The organism is Marinilabilia sp., from assembly GCF_016278715.1.
Classification (GTDB): domain Bacteria; phylum Bacteroidota; class Bacteroidia; order Bacteroidales; family Marinilabiliaceae; genus Marinilabilia.
Window position 1 is genome coordinate 1 of sequence record NZ_JADQBH010000197.1, and the last position, 17,075, is coordinate 17,075.

Below are 17,075 nucleotides of genomic sequence, written 5' to 3' on the forward strand. Positions count from 1 at the left end.
GATATGAGTGATTTCTGGGATATTAATCTCTCCTGGTTTGCATTGGTGATTGGTGTTTTATTGGTTTCAGGGCTTTTGTTTTTTCGCGAAAGTAGCCGGGGAGTATTTCTATCGGGAATTGTGTTGGGCGGAATGCAGGTTATTTTGCTGCTTTACTGGCAACTGGTTGTTGGGAACTTGTTCCGAGCCACAGGTTTGTTGTTTTCTTTGTTTATGGCCGGGTTGGCAATCGGTGCTTTGTTGGGCCACCGGAAGGTCGGATTTTTCAAAGCTCGCTATTTTCCCGTTTTGTTGATTGGGTTGTCTATTTTGTCGGTTTTGGCGATTCCGTTTCTTGACGTGATGGGGCACTCCTGGTTTTTTCCGTTGGCGGTATTCTTGCTGGTTTTGGCTTTTGCGGTTTTAGGTGGTGCCATTTTTGTGGCCGGCGTATCTCTTCACAAGGGGAATTATCAGCAGGCAGCAGCCTTTATCTATTTGGGTGATGTGGCCGGAGGTGCTATTGGCTCTTTTCTGGCAGCCATATTTCTGGTCCCTTTTACAGGATTGGTTAATGCCGGCTATTTGCTGGGAATGGCAGTTTTAATTGCCGGATTGTTAATGATGAAACGATTCTGATCCCGATTTGACAGATCTTTTTAACCAATGATGTTTGTCGTTTGAATGCAAGGAGTGCTTTTCCTATTTTTGTAGCGAAGATCGATGTGTATGGATGAATTTTTAAAAGCAAACCGAAAGGCCGAATACGGTCTTGATTTGGATAAGGTTTTTGTTGGAAAAGAAATTGTAAGCCGCTACAATATTAGTGTTGATGAATCTGTTTTGAGTATGTGGAGCGGGTTCATGCCCACAGCCTCTTATCCCGAGAGTAGCCGTGAGTTTGCAGGCCGGTTGGGTTTTCATCAGATTTTTCTTCCCTATGGCTTTTTGCTGAATCTTACTTTGAGTCTGGGAGTGGAGAACTTTGCGCACTCCAGTGTGCTGAAAGTGGAAATGCGTGATGCCTTTTATCTGAATCCTGCTTTCCCGGGGGATACTTTCTCCTGCTCCATTAAAATTACTGATGTTCGGCCGGCAAGAAGAGAAGGGCACACTATTATCGAGTCCTCTCATTTGCTTTTCAACCAAAAAGGAGAACCAGTTTTTTCTGTTACCCGGATTTCTCTCTTTCCTGAAGTCAGTCCGCGAAAATCTATTCCTCCCGAGCGAAAAGCTCCTTATCACAATAATCGTTTTAAAGAGCAGATTCTGGCGCGTACCCGAAGTATTGACATGGAGAATGTAATCTACCAGTTTAAAGCCGGAGATCTGTTGCTTCATCCTTATGTGAGGCCTATCGGAAAGAGTGAGAATCTTTTTTGGGCGACCTATCTCAAAAATACACATCCAAGCCACTACAACTATCAGCGTTACCAGCCGGGGGAAATTGTAATTTCCGGGGGTATTGTAACAGCAATGGTTATCGGCATCGCCGGCCGTGAATTTCGGCAAATACTTATGCAGCAGATTAGTATTGCTTTCCATGTCCACCCTGTTTTTGCAGAAGACAGAGTGGGTGCTTTTAGTTATGTGCGTGAAGTACGACAGATTATGCCGGGATATGAGGAGGTATTTATCCGGACTTTCGGGCTCAGAAATATGGATACGGAACCCGAATTGTCTGATGTTGCCTTCCCCATGGCCTTGTTCGATGCAAAAGTTGAGCGCCCCTCTGAGGTGCGACAAATTATTGAGGAGAAATGTCCGATCCTTAAAGATCGGGTTTGTAGCCTGGTCAACTGGAGTGTTTTAAGGAAAGTAGATGTCTGACCGCAGAAACAAACGTCTTTAAATCCCCGAAAGCTTATGAAGCTTTTGGGGATTTTTTTTGGACGTGCCTCTGATATTTGCCTCTTAATTGAACGGTTTATTACAATACTCTCCCCTCCCTCTTTATTTAAATTTTCGTCACTAAAAAAGCAACGTTCGTCAAAAGTTAAAAATGAAAATTTCTGAAGTTGCTTGCGTTTAGCTAAGTAAAAATGGGGGCGGGAAGCGTTTTTCCTTTTTTCGAAGGAGTTGCTGTTTATCAATAAAATTTGTTCGTTAATCCAAGAAAAACGACAATTAGTCAAAAAAAACTTTAAAATAAATGAAACTTTTATTTGGGCGCAATCGTTAAAAGAATAAAGACGTTTATCAAATGAAACCAATCACTTGTCAAATAAAATTTGATTTTCGTCAAAACCAGGAAACCAATTGAATTAAAACAACCCCCGTTCTTCGAAAAAAAAATGCCCTATGAAAAATTTTTACTCCATCGTTTTAGCAGTTTTGTTCTTCGCACTTGGTGCAGCAGTAAACGGACAAAAACAGAGGAATGAGTTTACCGGAGTGGCTACTGAAGGTAACTTATTGAAGTCAACTACAGTTTATGATCTTATTCGTCTCAAAATAGAGAATCAATACATTTATGACGCTACAGTAATCTATTATTATGATTCATTTACTGATGGATTAGGCCGTGAAGATTCTCACAAGATGTTTAATTCATCCGAAAAAATACCTGAAATTTTTACACGGATCAATAATGAAGCGATGGCCATCAACGGTTTTGCTGCCTTAAACGGACGTAGTTATATTTCGGTACCTGTAAGTGTGCGAAACCGGGTTTACGATGAGTGTACCATTTCGGCCACTCTGGAAGATTTTACTGATGAGTATGATGTTGTTCTTGAAGACAAGGAGTTGGGGCAATATACCAATCTCAGGTCGTCAGTTTATTCTTATACTCCATCTGCATTAGGTATCGAAGACGAGAGGTTTGTTTTACACTTGTCCCGTAGTGCCAGGGTGATTACTTCTGTTGTCGAAGGGTTTGAAAATGAAGAGCCTGTTCTTGTCACAAGTGATTTTGGACAAGTGAATGTTCGTATAGATGAGAATTTACTTGCAGCGCCCGGTCCACAAGCAAGTATAGATGTTTATTCATTAAGCGGGCGTATGGTAACCAGTCGTAAGGCTGCTTCAGGATTTAATCAAATAGAATTAGCGGGTGGCCAACTATATATTGTAAATGTTAACGTTGGTAATCATAGAACCACGAAGAAAGTAGCTGTTCGCTAATTACTTCATAGGGTTACTTGGGTTGTCCCCTCTTCCGGTGGTTACGGAAGAGGGGACTTTTTTATATTTGCCTCTTAAGCTTTTGCAAAACTTTAAAATTCAATTTCTCTTTCGAATGGGATTTCTGTTAAAGTGCAAAACATCAGGCTCCAAAGTTTCTTTAACCTTTAGGGTCGCGTCAAGCCTAAAATATCGCACCAAGTATTACTGATTTTCGTTTTTTATTCATGATAAAAAGCTCATGTAGCTACCGCTATGCCCGCTATTTCTCATTTTGAAAAAAGCAAAAATCAGTTTCAACCTATACCACATTTTATACATACCACTAGTCTTTAATTTCTAACCTTCAGGAAAGAAACGTTTCGGTACCAAGAAATCAGAAATTATCGCTTTAGTGCAAAGAATTGTTTGACTAGTTCACTGCACTCTTTTTCCATTATTCCCCCAATAATTTCCGTTTTGGGATGAAGCGGTGAGGGCGATAATCTTTTATATCCCCTTTTTTTATCGGCAGCACCATAAACTATTTTCCCAATCTGCGACCAGTTTAACGCCCCCGCACACATGGTGCAGGGTTCCAACGTAACATAGAGTGTGCAGTTGTTGAGGTATTTGCCACCCAAATGTTCCGATGCTGAAGTAATGGCCAGCATTTCGGCATGGGCTGTTACGTCGTTTAGGGTTTCGGTGAGGTTATGGGCCCGTGAAACAATGGTGCCTTCACTCACCACAACAGCACCTACAGGAACTTCGTCTTTTTTCAGAGCCTCTTTGGCTTCCTGATAAGCCTGTTTCATAAAATACTGGTCCGTAAAATCAATTTTATCCATATTTTTTAACCTTTTTGAAAAGCAATGTCGCTGTTTCTTTTTTTTCTTTATATTTTCGCAAAGATATTCTAAAATCAAAATTTCTATTGAACCTGGGGCGGTTAATACCCCAAAAATGACAATAATAATGTATAGAACACATACCTGTGGAGAATTAAGAATTGCAGACATTGATAAAACTGTTACCCTGAGCGGATGGGTGCAGCGTGTTCGCAATTTGGGCGGAATGACTTTCGTTGACCTGAGGGATCGTTACGGAATTTCCCAACTTGTTATCAACAATGAGGCTGACGATAAGCTGAGTCAGGACGTGAGGAATCTTGGTCGTGAGTATGTGGTGCAGGTAACCGGTAAAGTTGCTGAGCGCAGTAGTAAAAACAATAAAATTCCAACAGGTGATATTGAGGTGATGGCTACTGACCTGAAGGTGCTCAATACTTCTGACCTCCCTCCCTTTACTATCGAGGATGATACTGACGGGGGTGAAGAACTCAGGATGAAATACAGATACCTGGATCTTCGTCGGAATCCTGCTCGAAAAGCCTTGGAATTGAGGCATAAAATGGCTCTTGAAGTCAGAAATTATATGGATGGGGAAGGATTTATGGAAGTGGAAACACCTGTTCTGATGAAATCAACCCCTGAGGGAGCCCGTGACTTTGTGGTTCCTTCTCGGATGAATCCCGGACAGTTTTATGCCCTTCCTCAGTCGCCCCAGGTCTTTAAACAACTCCTGATGGTTGCCGGATACGATCGCTATTTTCAGATTGTGAAATGTTTTCGCGACGAAGATCTGAGGGCTGACCGTCAACCTGAGTTTACTCAAATTGACTGTGAAATGTCGTTTGTCGATCAGGAAGATATTTTGAATACTTTCGAAGGTATGACCAAGCATTTGTTTAAGTCGCTGCGGGGCGTGGAAATGGAGGGGGATTTTCCCCGAATGCCTTATGCCGATGCCATGAAATATTATGGTAGCGATAAGCCGGATATCCGTTTTGATATGCGATTTGTTGATTTGACGGCTGCAGCTTCCGGTAAAGGATTTAAGGTGTTTGATGATGCCGGGTATATTGGAGCCATTTGTGCTAAGGGATGTGCAACATACAGCCGTAAGGAACTGGATCAGCTCACCGATTTTGTTAAGCGGCCCCAGGTGGGAGCTCAGGGACTGGTATACGTTAAATACAATGAGGATGGTTCTTTTAAAACATCTGTGGATAAATTTTTCTCTGCCGGAGATTTTAAAGCCTGGGTTGATAGGTGTGGTGCAAAACCGGGTGATTTGCTTCTGATTCTTGCCGGCTCAGAAAAAAGAACACTGACTGCGCTTTGCGAGTTGCGTCTGGAGATGGGAACCCGCTTGGGGTTGAGAAATAAGAATAAGTTCGCCCCTCTTTGGGTGGTCGATTTCCCTTTATTGGAATGGGATGATGAAACAGCGCGTTACTATGCCATGCACCACCCGTTTACTTCGCCTAAAGAGGAGGATTTTGAACTACTCGACAGCGAGCCCGGAAATGTTCGCGCCAATGCCTATGACCTTGTGATAAACGGGGTGGAGATTGGTGGTGGTTCCATTCGTATTCACAACGATGAGCTGCAACAGAAGATGTTTAAGATTCTTGGATTTACAGAAGAGGAAGCTGAGAATCAGTTTGGCTTCCTGATGAATGCCTTTAAATACGGTGCACCTCCTCATGGTGGGGTGGCTTTTGGCTTCGATCGTTGGGTTTCATTATTTGCCGGCCTGGATTCTATCCGGGAAGTGATTGCTTTTCCGAAAAACAATGCCGGTCGTGATGTGATGAACGATGCTCCTTCAGCCATCAGTGATGCACAACTCAATGAGTTGAGGCTGGAGCTGAGAAAGGAAGCTGCAAAAAAGGCTAAAGAGGAGTAACAAAAAAGGAATCATTTTGCCTCAAAGGAAATTGGTTATTGCGAGTGGCTACCCCCAAAAATTTGGAGATACAATGTATTTATGACAGAATTGGCCCGTCGCCGCAGGGGGCAAACTTTAATAACTTCGGGATTTTAGCCCGGAGTAAGCTGGGCAAATGAATCGGTCCCCGAATGGGTATCAACTATTAATGTTTTGATTTTTTGGCTATTCAAAAAATCTGTTCTTGCGAGTGAAACGAAGCAAACTAAATTTTTACTTGTTAATTTCCCGGGACAATATTATTAAAAAAGGCGTTTCTTTATCGGAAACGCCTTTTTTAATGCAGAAAAATATTTTTCTATTTCATAGCATTACCCAGTAGTTCCCGTTTGTTGACCACCGGATTGGCATACATTTCAAAGAGTGTTTTTCTTAAAAACTCTCTGTCGCCTTCAATGCGTTCGAGATGTTCTTCAATGTATTGGAGAAATATTTCTTTTTCCTCAGTCGAATACATATTGCTGTATTCATCGGTAGCGTTCAGCATGTCCCAGGCAATCCAATTGCCGGGCCACAAGCGATAGTTTTCATGCACATGCTTATCTATCAAGCCGGCAAGAAATTCTATTTTTTCATTCTTATTTTCGATGTCTTTCAAAACATCCAGTTCGTTATTGATTGGCTGACCAAATGCAAAATGAACGCGTCCCTTTCGTCCGCGCAATCCTGCACCCATGTGTTGCAGATCGTCTTCCTGGGTTTTTGTAAATTCCGGGTTGTCTCGCTTTTGCTGAAACTCTTTGGCTTTCAGGTAGTCGCATGGGTCATATTCGTACGAAATGGATACAGGCACAATCTTTAATTGTTTAAAGTTTTCTGCCACAGATTTATCCTTTCCGCTGATGTTAAGCATTTTAAGAAGGCTGAGCTGAGTGCGGTCATTGCCATCTTTGGAGCGGCCTTCCCGCTGGGCTATCCAGATGCTGTGCCCTACTGTTGTAATGGTGTGCCGAATGTATTTGGACAACAGTGTGGAACTTTCCATCATTTGTCTCACCGGAAGATTGCGTTTTACAATAAAGGTGCGATTAAGCTTTACCAGATCGGTTATCCATGGATAGATCAACAAATTGTCGCCAATGGCAATTTCGGTGGTGTCGAAATTGTTTTCAAACATGATCACATTTAAAATTGCCGGATCCAGCACTATGTCACGATGGTTCGAAATGTAAAGGTACGACTCTTTAGGATCCAGTTCATCCAGCCCTTCCGAAGTGACCTCCTTGGTAGTGGTTTTGATAATTTGCTTAACATAGGGAGAAATAACTTCCTGCTGAAACTGTCGAATGCTCTTAATTTGCATCATGCCGTCAATGAATCTTTGAGGCGACAATTCCGGGTAAAGAAATCCAATGAGTTCTAAGAATGAAGTTTCATTTTTCAGACGTTCAAATACCTGTTGAATTTCATGGTCCTTATAAGGACGTATCGATTCAAAATCCAGTTCTTTGGCCATTTTTATTTTTTTGGTTTGGGGCAAAATTACTTTAAACAAACCGGTTTTGGAAATTAACGACGCGTTATTATCTTCTTGAGGGTGTCGGGAAATATATAGTTTTTGTAAAATTTTCTATTGATGACCGTTCAATATGTCCCAGTATTCCATGGCTCTACGGGTATGCGGTATTACAATGGTTCCTCCGACAATATTGGCTACCGAAAAGATTTCCATCATCTCTTCTGTTGTGATGTTTTGTTCGAAACATTTTTCCAGATGATATTTGATGCAATCGTCGCATCGCAACACCATAGAGGCTACCAAACCTAACATCTCCTTGGTTTTTGTAGGTAATGCTCCTTCTTTGTATGTGTTGGTGTCCAGATTAAACAGTCGTTTGATGACAAGATTATCCTGAGACAGGATACGTTCGTTCATTTTTGAACGAAATTCTCTGAATTCTTTTATTTGATCTGCCATGATTCTTTTTTTAAGATTATTCTACAGATATTCCCAGCAGGGTGGCCTGGGTGACTTCTGTGATTCTTACTTTTACAATTTCTCCTACTTTGTGATCTTCTCGGGGAAATACTACTACTTTGTTTTGGGAGGTGCGACCGAAAAATTCCTTGGTCGATTTTTTGGAAACACTCTCAACCAACACTTCAAAAGTTTTTCCGATATCCTGCTTATTGCTCTCCAGCGAGAGTTGGTTTTGTAATGTGATGATTTCCTGAAGTCTGCGACCTTTTATCTCTTCAGGCACATTATCGGGTAACTTTTTCTGAGCATAGGTACCCGGACGCTCCGAGTATTTAAACATGAAGGCCGTATCAAATCCGGCCCATTGCATAAGGTCCAGTGTTTGCCCGTGATCCTCTTCTGTTTCGGAATGAAAGCCGCAAAAAACATCGGTAGTAATACCGCACCCGGGTAATATTTTCCGGATGGCTTCAATTCGGTTTTTGTACCATTCTGCGGTGTATTTGCGATTCATCAATTTAAGAATTTTCGAAGAACCCGACTGCAGCGGTAAATGGATGTGCCTGCACAAATTGTCATGTTTAGCCATTACCTTAAGAGTTTCATCGCTCATGTCCTTGGGATGTGAGGTGGTGAACCGAATGCGGGTTTCCGGAAATTCAGCGGCCAGAAAGTCCAGTAATCCCGGGAAATCTATCTCTTTCTCATTATCCTTGTGGAGATAGGAGTTCACATTTTGTCCCAGAAGGGAGATCTCTTTATATCCCTCTTTTACCAAATCGGAAAATTCCTGACGGATACTTTCGGGGTCCCTGCTTCTTTCTCGTCCACGGGTGTATGGAACTATACAGTAGGTACAAAAATTGTTGCATCCGCGCATGATGCTGATGAATGCTGATATTTTATTAGGGCCTAAACGCTTTGGGATAATATCGCGATATGTCTCTGTTGTCGAAAGGTCAACATTGATGGCTTTTTCGCCTTGTTCCACCAGACTTACCAGATTTGGTAAATCCAGATAAGCATCGGGCCCGGCAACCAGATCGGCACCTACTTCAAAAAGTTCTTCCTTTGCCCGTTCGGCCATGCAACCAATAATCCCGATAACCAGGCCGGGATGTTTCTTTTTGATTGCTTTAAGCTCTCTGACTCTTGCCAAAACTCTTTGCTCGGCATTGTCTCGAATAGAACAGGTATTGATGAAGATGGCATCTGCATCTGTGTTACTTTTGGTGGTCTCGAAACCATCCATCTGCATTACCGAAGCCACTACCTCGCTATCGGAAAAGTTCATCTGACATCCGTAAGTTTCGATGTAAAGTTTTTTTCCGTTACTCTCGTAAGTAAGAACACTCTCTGTGGCATTTGCCGTCTGATTTTTTTCTGTTTCCTGGTCTTTCATCTCAATTAATAATATCGATGACAAATTTAATGCTTATCTGCGGTTTCCCAAAAGCAATAGCTCCTTCCCTCATTATTAATGCTTTGATGTAATTGGTAATAAACCAGCTGTTTGGGAGTAGATCTTGTTTTTTGTAGTTTTGTCATTCATTCGTACTACCCAATTGTTCCATAAAGAGTTGAATGAAAAAAATAAATGGGCTAAGTGGCTTATTAATAGATGGTTGTCTGTATTGTTTTTGTTTGCGGTGAATTGTTTTCAGTGGCTTGGGGGGCTGATGGTGGTTGAAAACAAGTAATACTTCGTTAAACTTTTGTAAGCATTTATTTATCAAACATCTATACCTTATTAATGGTTTGAGGTAAAGTGCAGATTATTAGCAGTATAGCAAAATAGCTTAAATCTCATATCTAGCAATCTACCGATCAATTGAACAGATGGAAAGGAATTAATTGAAAAAATATTGAATTATGGCAGGACATAGTAAATGGGCAAATATTAAACATCGAAAAGGAGCACAGGACGCTAAGAGAGCAAAAATGTTTACCCGGATAACCAAGGAAATTCAGGTAGCTGTAAAAGAGGGGGGAGCAGATCCCGAAACCAATCCCCGTTTGCGACTTGCTGTTCAGAACGGTCGTTCGGTAAATATGCCGAAAGATAATATTAATCGAGCCATAGCCAAAGCCTCCGAGGCAGGAGGAGATAGTTTTCAGGAAATATCCTTTGAAGGATATGGCCCCGGCGGTGTTGCAGTATTTCTGGAATGTATGACCGACAACAACAATCGAACGGTTGGGGCTGTCCGTTCCATTTTCAATAAACGGGGTGGAAGTTTGGGCACAAACGGGTCTCTGAGCTTTCTGTTCGACCGTAAAGGTGTTTTCCAGATTGTGAAGAATGAGGAGATGAATCTCGAAGAACTGGAACTTGAGCTGATTGATGCCGGAGCACAGGAAATTGAAAAGGATGAGGAATTGATAATAGTTACAACAGAAATGGAGGATTTTGGAGCGGTTCAGAAAAAATTGGAAGAGTTGGAAATTGTTGTTGAAAATGCCGCCTTGCAGAGAATCCCGAATAACTACAAAGAGCTGGATTTGGACACCGCAAATAAATTTCTGAGAATGATCGATGAGTTTGAGGACAATGACGATGTTCAAAACGTCTTTCACAATCTGGAGATGACCGATGAACTTGCCAATTCTTTTGAATCTGAATAAGAAAACGGTGTTTTGTGCAACTACTTTGGAGCACATTACGTATATTCGTAAAACTCTTGATTTGGAACAAAGAGGTTTTGCCGGCCTTTGCAGGAGGGGCTGATTTCGTGGTAGATGGCTGATTTGACGCAAAGACCGGATTTCCAGATGTCCAGTTTAATTCATTTTAAAAATGCCTGCAGGCTCGTAAGTTCCCCTTGTTTCTGGGAAATAGCGGGTTTTATTCAACCATAACTTTGAAAATATAAACCATGAAACGCGTTCTTGTTCCCATCGATTTTTCTGATAACTCGGTTTTTGCTCTGAAAATCGGAGTAGAACTATCTAATTACTTACATGCATCCTTACGAATAATTCATGTTCAGACTGGACAGAAGTATGCTCCTGAATTTTTAGGAGATAATCCGGAGCAACGCCTGATGGGACAAGCAAAAGCATGGTTGGAGCACCTGATTGAAAAATTCAGTTCGGAATACCGTGTTTACAACGGTGAGTTTGATTTTAAAATTCGGGAAGGCAATGTTGTCAGGGAAATCACCAATCAGGCCCGCTATGATGATGTGAGTCTCATTGTTGTAGGAACTCACGGGGTTTCGGGGGTCGAAGACCGTTGGCTGGGCAGTAATGCTTACCGGTTGGTTTCTCATGCTCCCTGTCCGGTGTTTACCGTTCGCAAGGGAATGAAATGGGAGTTTCCTCATAAGGTGATTTTACCATTGGATCATAATAAAGTTACCCGGAAAATCGTTCCGATAGTAACGGGTTTCGCTAAATTACTCAAAGCGGAAATCAGTATCCTCGCTCTTCAGCGTAAATCAAAATGGATTCTTCCGGGATTGAGTGATATTTACGCAAAACAAGCCGAGCGGTACATCAGGAGTAATACCGATTTAGACGTTTCTGTGACCTCTTTTAAATGGGGTGGTGACGCAAAGAATATTTTAAAACTGGCTCAGAAGGAGTCAGCTACCGTTATTGCCATACATTTAAGCAAAGCGCTTAGCCCGTTTGACAGTGTTTTCAGACCTTTTGCAAATGAGTTGCTCAATCTTGCCGATATTCCCGTTTTGGTTGTTCCGGTAAAGGAATAAAAATTGTAACTTTGCCGGCAAAAGAACTATGGAATAAGATGAGAATAGTAACAGGATTTATGTTTTTTTTGTTTGCAGTTGGGATGAATGCCCAAATGCCGGGAGAATATGGCAATTCCAATTCTGACATTTTTTCCCAACTGGAGCAGGTTAATATTGATGAGGGAATTATTACCATTGAGCAATCGGCGCGGATGAGAGCTCTTGTAAACAACCACATCAGTATGAGTAAAAGAACCGGTGGTGTTGAAGGATTTCGGGTTCAGCTTTATAGCGGTGTGGGAAACAAAGCCAGACAAGAAGCACTCAACGCCAAAGGAAAGGTTTTGTCAGATTTTCCGGAAGAAAATGTTTTTGTTGAATACAGCGCCCCATTCTGGCGTGTCAGAGTTGGAAGTTTCAGACATAAACATGAAGCACTGCCCTTGCTTACCAAATTGAAAAAAATATTTCCGGCTTGTTATGTGGTAAAAGTTGCCGATATTCCCTTAAGAGCTTTAGAATAAACCAGGCCCGCTTGCGAATCAAGCGGGCTTTTCTTTTTGCAAAAAACATTCAATTGGTTTCCTTTTATTTTGAATTGAGTTATGAGTGATCAGATTAAACATGAATGTGGTATTGTCCTAATCAGACTGTTGAAACCTCTGAGTTATTATCAGGAAAAGTACGGAACGTGGCGTTTTGGCCTGAATAAGTTGTACCTTCTGATGGAGAAGCAACACAACAGGGGACAGGATGGTGCAGGGGTGGTTAGTTTAAAACTGAATCAGCCGGCCGGTAAAAAATATCTGTCGCGACAGCGTTCCAACAAAGGAAATCCTATTCAGGAAGTCTTTTCAGATATCCACGATCGTTTTGATACCGTTTATGACCATCATCCCGAGTTGCTCAATGATCCTGTATGGGCTAAGGAAAATCTTCCTTTTGCCGGAGAACTTTATCTGGGACACTTGCGTTACGGAACATTTGGGAATAACAGCATCGACTATGTTCATCCGGTGATGCGCGAGAATAACTGGCGTTCAAGAAACCTGGTTCTGGCAGGTAACTTTAATCTCACCAATGTCGATGAAATCTTTAAAACACTGATTGACTTAGGTCAGCATCCAAAGGATTACACCGATACGGAATCAATGCTAGAGAATGTAGGACATTTTCTGGATGAGGAAAACCAGATGCTGTTCAGACAATTTAAGAATGAGGGGTATTCCAACAAAGAGATATCAGCCCTGATAGAAAAAAATCTGGATGTTCGGAAAGTATTGGAACGTTCGAGTCGCCGATGGGATGGAGGGTATGTTATTGCCGGCCTTATCGGACATGGGGATGCATTTGTGACACGCGATCCGTGGGGGATTCGACCGGCCTCCTATTATACCAATGACGAATTTGTCGTGGTGGCATCTGAGCGGCCTGTGATACAGACTGCTCTGAATGTGCGGTCCGTTGAGGTGAAAGACCTTAAGCCGGGACATGCACTGATAATAAAAAAAGACGGTTCCGTTTCGGAGGAGATGGTGAACGTCCCCCAACGAAAGACTTCCTGCTCTTTTGAACGGATTTATTTCTCTCGTGGAAGTGACCGCGACATTTATAAAGAAAGGAAAGAGTTGGGTCGTTTATTGTCTCCCATTATTCTGGATAAAATCAATTTCGATTTGGAGAATGCCGTTTTCTCATACATTCCCAATACTGCAGAGACTGCCTTTTATGGAATGATGGAAGGCATCCGGTCGCATCTTGATGTGGAAAAAACCCGAAAAATTATGGCTTTGGGGAATGATTTTTCAAAGGAAAAAGTCTCTGAAATTTTAAGCCTGGAGCCCCGTATTGAAAAAGTAGCTATCAAAGATGTTAAAATGCGCACTTTCATTACTGATGATAATAGTCGCGATGATTTGGTGGCACACGTTTACGATGTTACTTATGGTATCGTCAAGAATAAAGTGGATACCCTGGTCATTATTGACGACTCCATAGTAAGGGGGACAACCCTGAAACGTAGTATATTAAAGATTCTGGATCGCCTTCATCCGAAGAAAATAATTGTGGTTTCATCAGCTCCTCAGATTCGTTTTCCCGATTGTTATGGCATCGATATGGCTCGTCTTAAGGACTTTTGTGCTTTTGGTGCAGCCATTGAACTGCTTAAAGATTCCGGAAAAGAGGATGTGATTGAAAAGGTTTACCGACAATGTAAGGAACAACAGAACCTGCCTAAGGAGGAGATTGTGAATTATGTGAAAGAGATTTACAGGCCTTTTACTGACGAACAGATTTCTGAGAAAATTGCTGAAATGCTAACACCTGATGATATTGATGCAGAGGTGGAGATTGTCTATCAAACGGTTGATAATCTGCATAAAGCTTGTCCCAACGATAAGGGAGATTGGTATTTTACAGGCAATTACCCCACGCCCGGTGGGAATAAAGTGGTAAATACATCATTCATAAACTTTATTGAGGGAATAAACAGCAGAGCTTACTAGAAAAAAACTTGCAAGAACCGAAGAATGAATGAAGATGGCTGTAGTTTAAAGCACCCCTACACACTCACTACAACAATATTTAAAAGAGGTCATTGCTAGTGGCTGCCCCAATAAATTTGGGACGCAATGTATTAATGAGAGAATTGGCAGTTCCCGCAGGGGACAAACTTGAATAACTCTGGGATTTTAGCCCGGGGGTAAGCTAATTTCTTTGCTCAATGATGTCAATCCCGGCCCGAAGCCAGGTGTAGGCATCCAGCGGGTGATGATTCCTGTATTCCTTGCTGCGTTGGTGTCCCAGCCTCACTAACACTGCATTGTGAGACGGAACCACAAAGATATACTGCCCCAGTATTCCCCTGGCATAAGGGATTTTTTCTCCTTCGAAATCCATTATCCACCAATGTAAGCCATAGTAATCAACCATTTGTGCCTCCTTATTGGTGAGGTATTTAACAGGAGTAGTCATTTCCCGGATAAAGTCTGCCGAAAGAATCCTTTTCCCCATAAACTCTCCCTTGTTAAGAACAATGCTGCCAATTCGGGCAAAATCACGAGGTGTACTATTGAAACAACAATAGGCCTTTTCGGTGCCCTGCCGACGATCGAGCGACCAGAGTGCCGGGGTTTCAGCACCCAATGGTTGCCAAAGCTTCTCAGAAGCATACTCTGCCAGCGACATCCCTGTTGTGCTGGTAAGAATTCTTTCCAGAAATTGTGTGTCGCCGCTTCGGTAATTAAACATGATCCCGGGATGGTTCAGTATCTTAACTTTTTTCATAGTCCCCGGAAGATCTCTGCCGTAATAAGCCCGGGTGGTAATTGAGAAGGGAGAACTGTAATGCTCGTCCCAACCAGAGCCCGAGCTCATGGTGAGCAAGTGACGGATTGTGAGACTCTTACTGTGTGGTCCTTTTAGCCAGGGCAGGTATTTTACGACCTTGTCGTCAAGACTGTGAATGTAGCCGTCGTGGAGTGCACACCCTACAAGCAGGGATACAATGCTTTTGGCCATGGAGAAAGAGTTGGAAATGGTGGTTGCTTCGTGCCCTTCATAGTATTCTTCAAACAGGATGGAATCGTTTTGAATGACCAGCAGCCCGGTGGTTTCCAGTAAGTCAATGGAATCATTAATAGCCCCGGAGGAGGGAGCGTTTTGATTGTAATCGAAGGTTGCAGGCCAGGGAAGAGGAGTGCCGGTTTTTACCTCCCTGTTATCAAATATTTTGTAATCATCAATGTCGGGAGTGAGGTATATGAGTCCCTTTTGCAGATAGTCGGGAAGAAGCGTATAAAGGGCGGTAATACCCACAATGGAAAATATAATTATCCTAAATGCCTTACTTTTTTTGACTTTTCCTGATTTTTTCATCTCTGGGGGTTTGCGTTTTTGGATCACCGGGTTTCCACTCGCTTACTTTTATCTGTTTTGGGAAAGCCATCGGCTTGTATATTGACTTGGATGCCAGGGCTCTCATGCTTTCCTGGATTCCTTCAGTTATGCTGGGATGGGGATAAAAAACCCGTAATACTTCGCTCAGGCTGTTGCCTTGATTGATAAGATGGGCTACGGCTACAATATATGCAGAAGCCTGAGGGCCCGAAGCTCTCATTCCCAGGATGCGCTGTTCTTTATCGTTGCTGACGAGGATCTTCACAAACCCGTGGGTGTTGCGCATGGCGATAGCACGGTTAACCATTAAATTGGAATAATATACAGCTCTGTAACCGATGTTTTTGTCCTGAAGGGTCTTTTCGTTGGCTCCCACTGCTGCTACTTCCGGTTTAAAAAACATGAGGGTGGACATGTTTGAGTAATCGGGCAGGTAACTGATGTTTTTTGCAATGGCTTCGGCTGCCAGTCGCCCCTGAAATTCCGCAACACTGTATAACTGGGCATGACCGGTAACGTCTCCTACGGCATAGATATTTTTGTGTCCGTTGGTATTTTCCACATTTCCGTATTCATCTACAGGGATGAGTCCTCTTTTGTCAGGGGTAACGCCCAGTTCCTGAAGTCCCAGATGCTTAGTGTTTGGCTCCCGTCCAATGGCTATTAGGGCAACATCCACATCAATAACTCGGCTGTTTCCTGCATCGTAGTCGAGAACTATTTCCAAATGACCGGGGTGTTCCCGAATACACCTTAACTGTGCTGTGTGGTGAACCGTCACACCGTTTTCTTCCAGATTGCCGGATACAAACTCACTTATGTCGTCATCCTCATAGGGAAGTACCCGGTTCGATCTGTCGAGAAGATGCACCTGGGTTTGATTGAAATTGGAAAAAATGGTGGCAAATTCACAACCTATAATGCCCGAACCAATAATAAGCATGCGTCCCGGGAATTTGGAAAGGGAGAGAATATTGTCGGAGGTTATAATTCGTTTGCCGTCTGTTTTTACGCCCGGCAATTGTCGGGGATGGGCGCCGGTTGCAATAATGAAATATTCTCCTTTGACGGTTAGCAACTTCCCTTGATCATCCACTTCAACGGTGTGGGCGTCTTTAAATTTTGCAAATCCGGTAATCAGACTGATGGTGCCTTTTTGAGATAAATGAGAGAATGTCTCAATCTGGCTTCGCATCTGGTATTGCTTTTCCCGGGCAGCCTCCAGTACTGTATTGCGAACTTTGCTGTAGTCCACGCTCAGAGCACTGGCACGATAGCCTCTGTCGATACGTGCTGCCACTGAATAATCCATAGACAGTTCATACATCGTTTTGGAGGTTAGCACTCCATTTATGATACCGGCTCCGCCGATATGGCTTTTTTCGATGAGACATACTTTGTTCCCAAAGTCGGTAGCTCTGTTGGCGGCTGCAAAACCGCCCGGGCCACTACCTATAACAACAACATCAAAAGTATAATTATCTGTAGGATTTGTCATTCACAAGAGGTTTCATTTGTGGGTATCGTAAATTGCTACCACGTTTTGACATAAGCTTCGGTCTCATTATATCAAAAGCTTATCAACCGACTTTGCTACTTTTGTTCTTTATCCAGGTCGGGATTGTAAGTATGAACATGGCGGCTTATCTTGGCTTGATAAAGCTCCTTTATGGTGA

General features: G+C 42.5%; 13 protein-coding genes and 1 pseudogene. 8 read left to right on the forward strand and 6 right to left on the reverse strand.

Translation table 11 applies throughout. From position 1 onward, the window contains the following. From QZZ43_RS12100 to QZZ43_RS12110, 3 genes and pseudogenes are all read left to right on the forward strand, one after another. Positions 1 to 618 (forward strand): annotated as a pseudogene (locus QZZ43_RS12100) (spermine synthase); the annotation flags it as partial. Positions 619 to 708: 90 nt separating this feature from the next. Next, the gene (locus QZZ43_RS12105; protein ID WP_291859600.1) at positions 709 to 1,809 is read left to right on the forward strand and encodes a MaoC family dehydratase N-terminal domain-containing protein; all 1,101 of its coding nucleotides are present in this window, start codon (positions 709 to 711) and stop codon (positions 1,807 to 1,809) included. Between the two features lie 471 nt (positions 1,810 to 2,280). Next, positions 2,281 to 3,105: a T9SS C-terminal target domain-containing protein gene (locus tag QZZ43_RS12110; RefSeq protein WP_291859603.1), complete on the forward strand. Its 825-nt coding sequence runs from the start codon at positions 2,281 to 2,283 to the stop codon at positions 3,103 to 3,105. Positions 3,106 to 3,488: 383 nt separating this feature from the next. Here QZZ43_RS12110 and QZZ43_RS12115 read toward each other — a convergent pair whose 3' ends face one another. Then, on the reverse strand, positions 3,489 to 3,935 hold the full coding sequence (locus QZZ43_RS12115; protein WP_291859606.1) for a nucleoside deaminase: 447 nt from the start codon (positions 3,933 to 3,935) through the stop codon (positions 3,489 to 3,491). A 127-nt stretch (positions 3,936 to 4,062) separates the two neighbouring features. On the opposite strand from QZZ43_RS12115, the gene aspS reads away from it, so the two are divergent. After that, positions 4,063 to 5,838 (forward strand): aspartate--tRNA ligase, encoded by a 1,776-nt coding sequence (gene aspS, locus QZZ43_RS12120; RefSeq protein WP_291859609.1) that lies wholly within the window; start codon positions 4,063 to 4,065, stop codon positions 5,836 to 5,838. A gap of 340 nt (positions 5,839 to 6,178) precedes the next feature. On the opposite strand, the gene QZZ43_RS12125 is transcribed toward aspS, so the two are convergent. The 3 genes from QZZ43_RS12125 to miaB form a co-directional block, all read right to left on the reverse strand. After that, entirely contained in the window at positions 6,179 to 7,336 is a 1,158-nt protein-coding gene (locus QZZ43_RS12125; protein WP_291859611.1) for a 1-acyl-sn-glycerol-3-phosphate acyltransferase, read from the reverse strand. Positions 7,337 to 7,450: 114 nt separating this feature from the next. Beyond that, complete coding sequence (locus QZZ43_RS12130) at positions 7,451 to 7,798, reverse strand: carboxymuconolactone decarboxylase family protein (protein ID WP_291859613.1); 348 nt, start codon at positions 7,796 to 7,798, stop codon at positions 7,451 to 7,453. A gap of 16 nt (positions 7,799 to 7,814) precedes the next feature. Next, positions 7,815 to 9,227: a tRNA (N6-isopentenyl adenosine(37)-C2)-methylthiotransferase MiaB gene (gene miaB / locus QZZ43_RS12135; protein ID WP_291859616.1), complete on the reverse strand. Its 1,413-nt coding sequence runs from the start codon at positions 9,225 to 9,227 to the stop codon at positions 7,815 to 7,817. Positions 9,228 to 9,673: 446 nt separating this feature from the next. Between miaB and QZZ43_RS12140 the strand changes: the two genes are divergently transcribed. The 4 genes from QZZ43_RS12140 (at position 9,674) to QZZ43_RS12155 (ending at position 14,006) form a co-directional block, all read left to right on the forward strand. Continuing rightward, positions 9,674 to 10,426, forward strand: coding sequence for a YebC/PmpR family DNA-binding transcriptional regulator (locus tag QZZ43_RS12140; protein WP_291859617.1), 753 nt, complete (start codon positions 9,674 to 9,676; stop codon positions 10,424 to 10,426). 251 nt (positions 10,427 to 10,677) lie between these two features. Then, complete coding sequence (locus QZZ43_RS12145) at positions 10,678 to 11,517, forward strand: universal stress protein (protein WP_291859620.1); 840 nt, start codon at positions 10,678 to 10,680, stop codon at positions 11,515 to 11,517. Positions 11,518 to 11,555: 38 nt separating this feature from the next. Continuing rightward, on the forward strand, positions 11,556 to 12,023 hold the full coding sequence (locus QZZ43_RS12150) for an SPOR domain-containing protein (RefSeq protein WP_291859622.1): 468 nt from the start codon (positions 11,556 to 11,558) through the stop codon (positions 12,021 to 12,023). 81 nt (positions 12,024 to 12,104) lie between these two features. Then, a complete protein-coding gene (locus QZZ43_RS12155; protein ID WP_291859625.1) occupies positions 12,105 to 14,006 on the forward strand; it encodes an amidophosphoribosyltransferase in 1,902 nt (633 codons plus the stop codon). A gap of 202 nt (positions 14,007 to 14,208) precedes the next feature. On the opposite strand, the gene QZZ43_RS12160 is transcribed toward QZZ43_RS12155, so the two are convergent. Both QZZ43_RS12160 and QZZ43_RS12165 read right to left on the reverse strand, forming a co-directional pair. Beyond that, positions 14,209 to 15,378, reverse strand: a complete 1,170-nt coding sequence (locus QZZ43_RS12160; protein WP_291859628.1) for a serine hydrolase — start codon at positions 15,376 to 15,378, stop codon at positions 14,209 to 14,211. Continuing rightward, complete coding sequence (locus QZZ43_RS12165; protein WP_291859630.1) at positions 15,347 to 16,897, reverse strand: NAD(P)/FAD-dependent oxidoreductase; 1,551 nt, start codon at positions 16,895 to 16,897, stop codon at positions 15,347 to 15,349. Before QZZ43_RS12165 ends, QZZ43_RS12160 begins: the two co-directional genes overlap by 32 nt. Positions 16,898 to 17,075 lie beyond the last annotated feature (178 nt).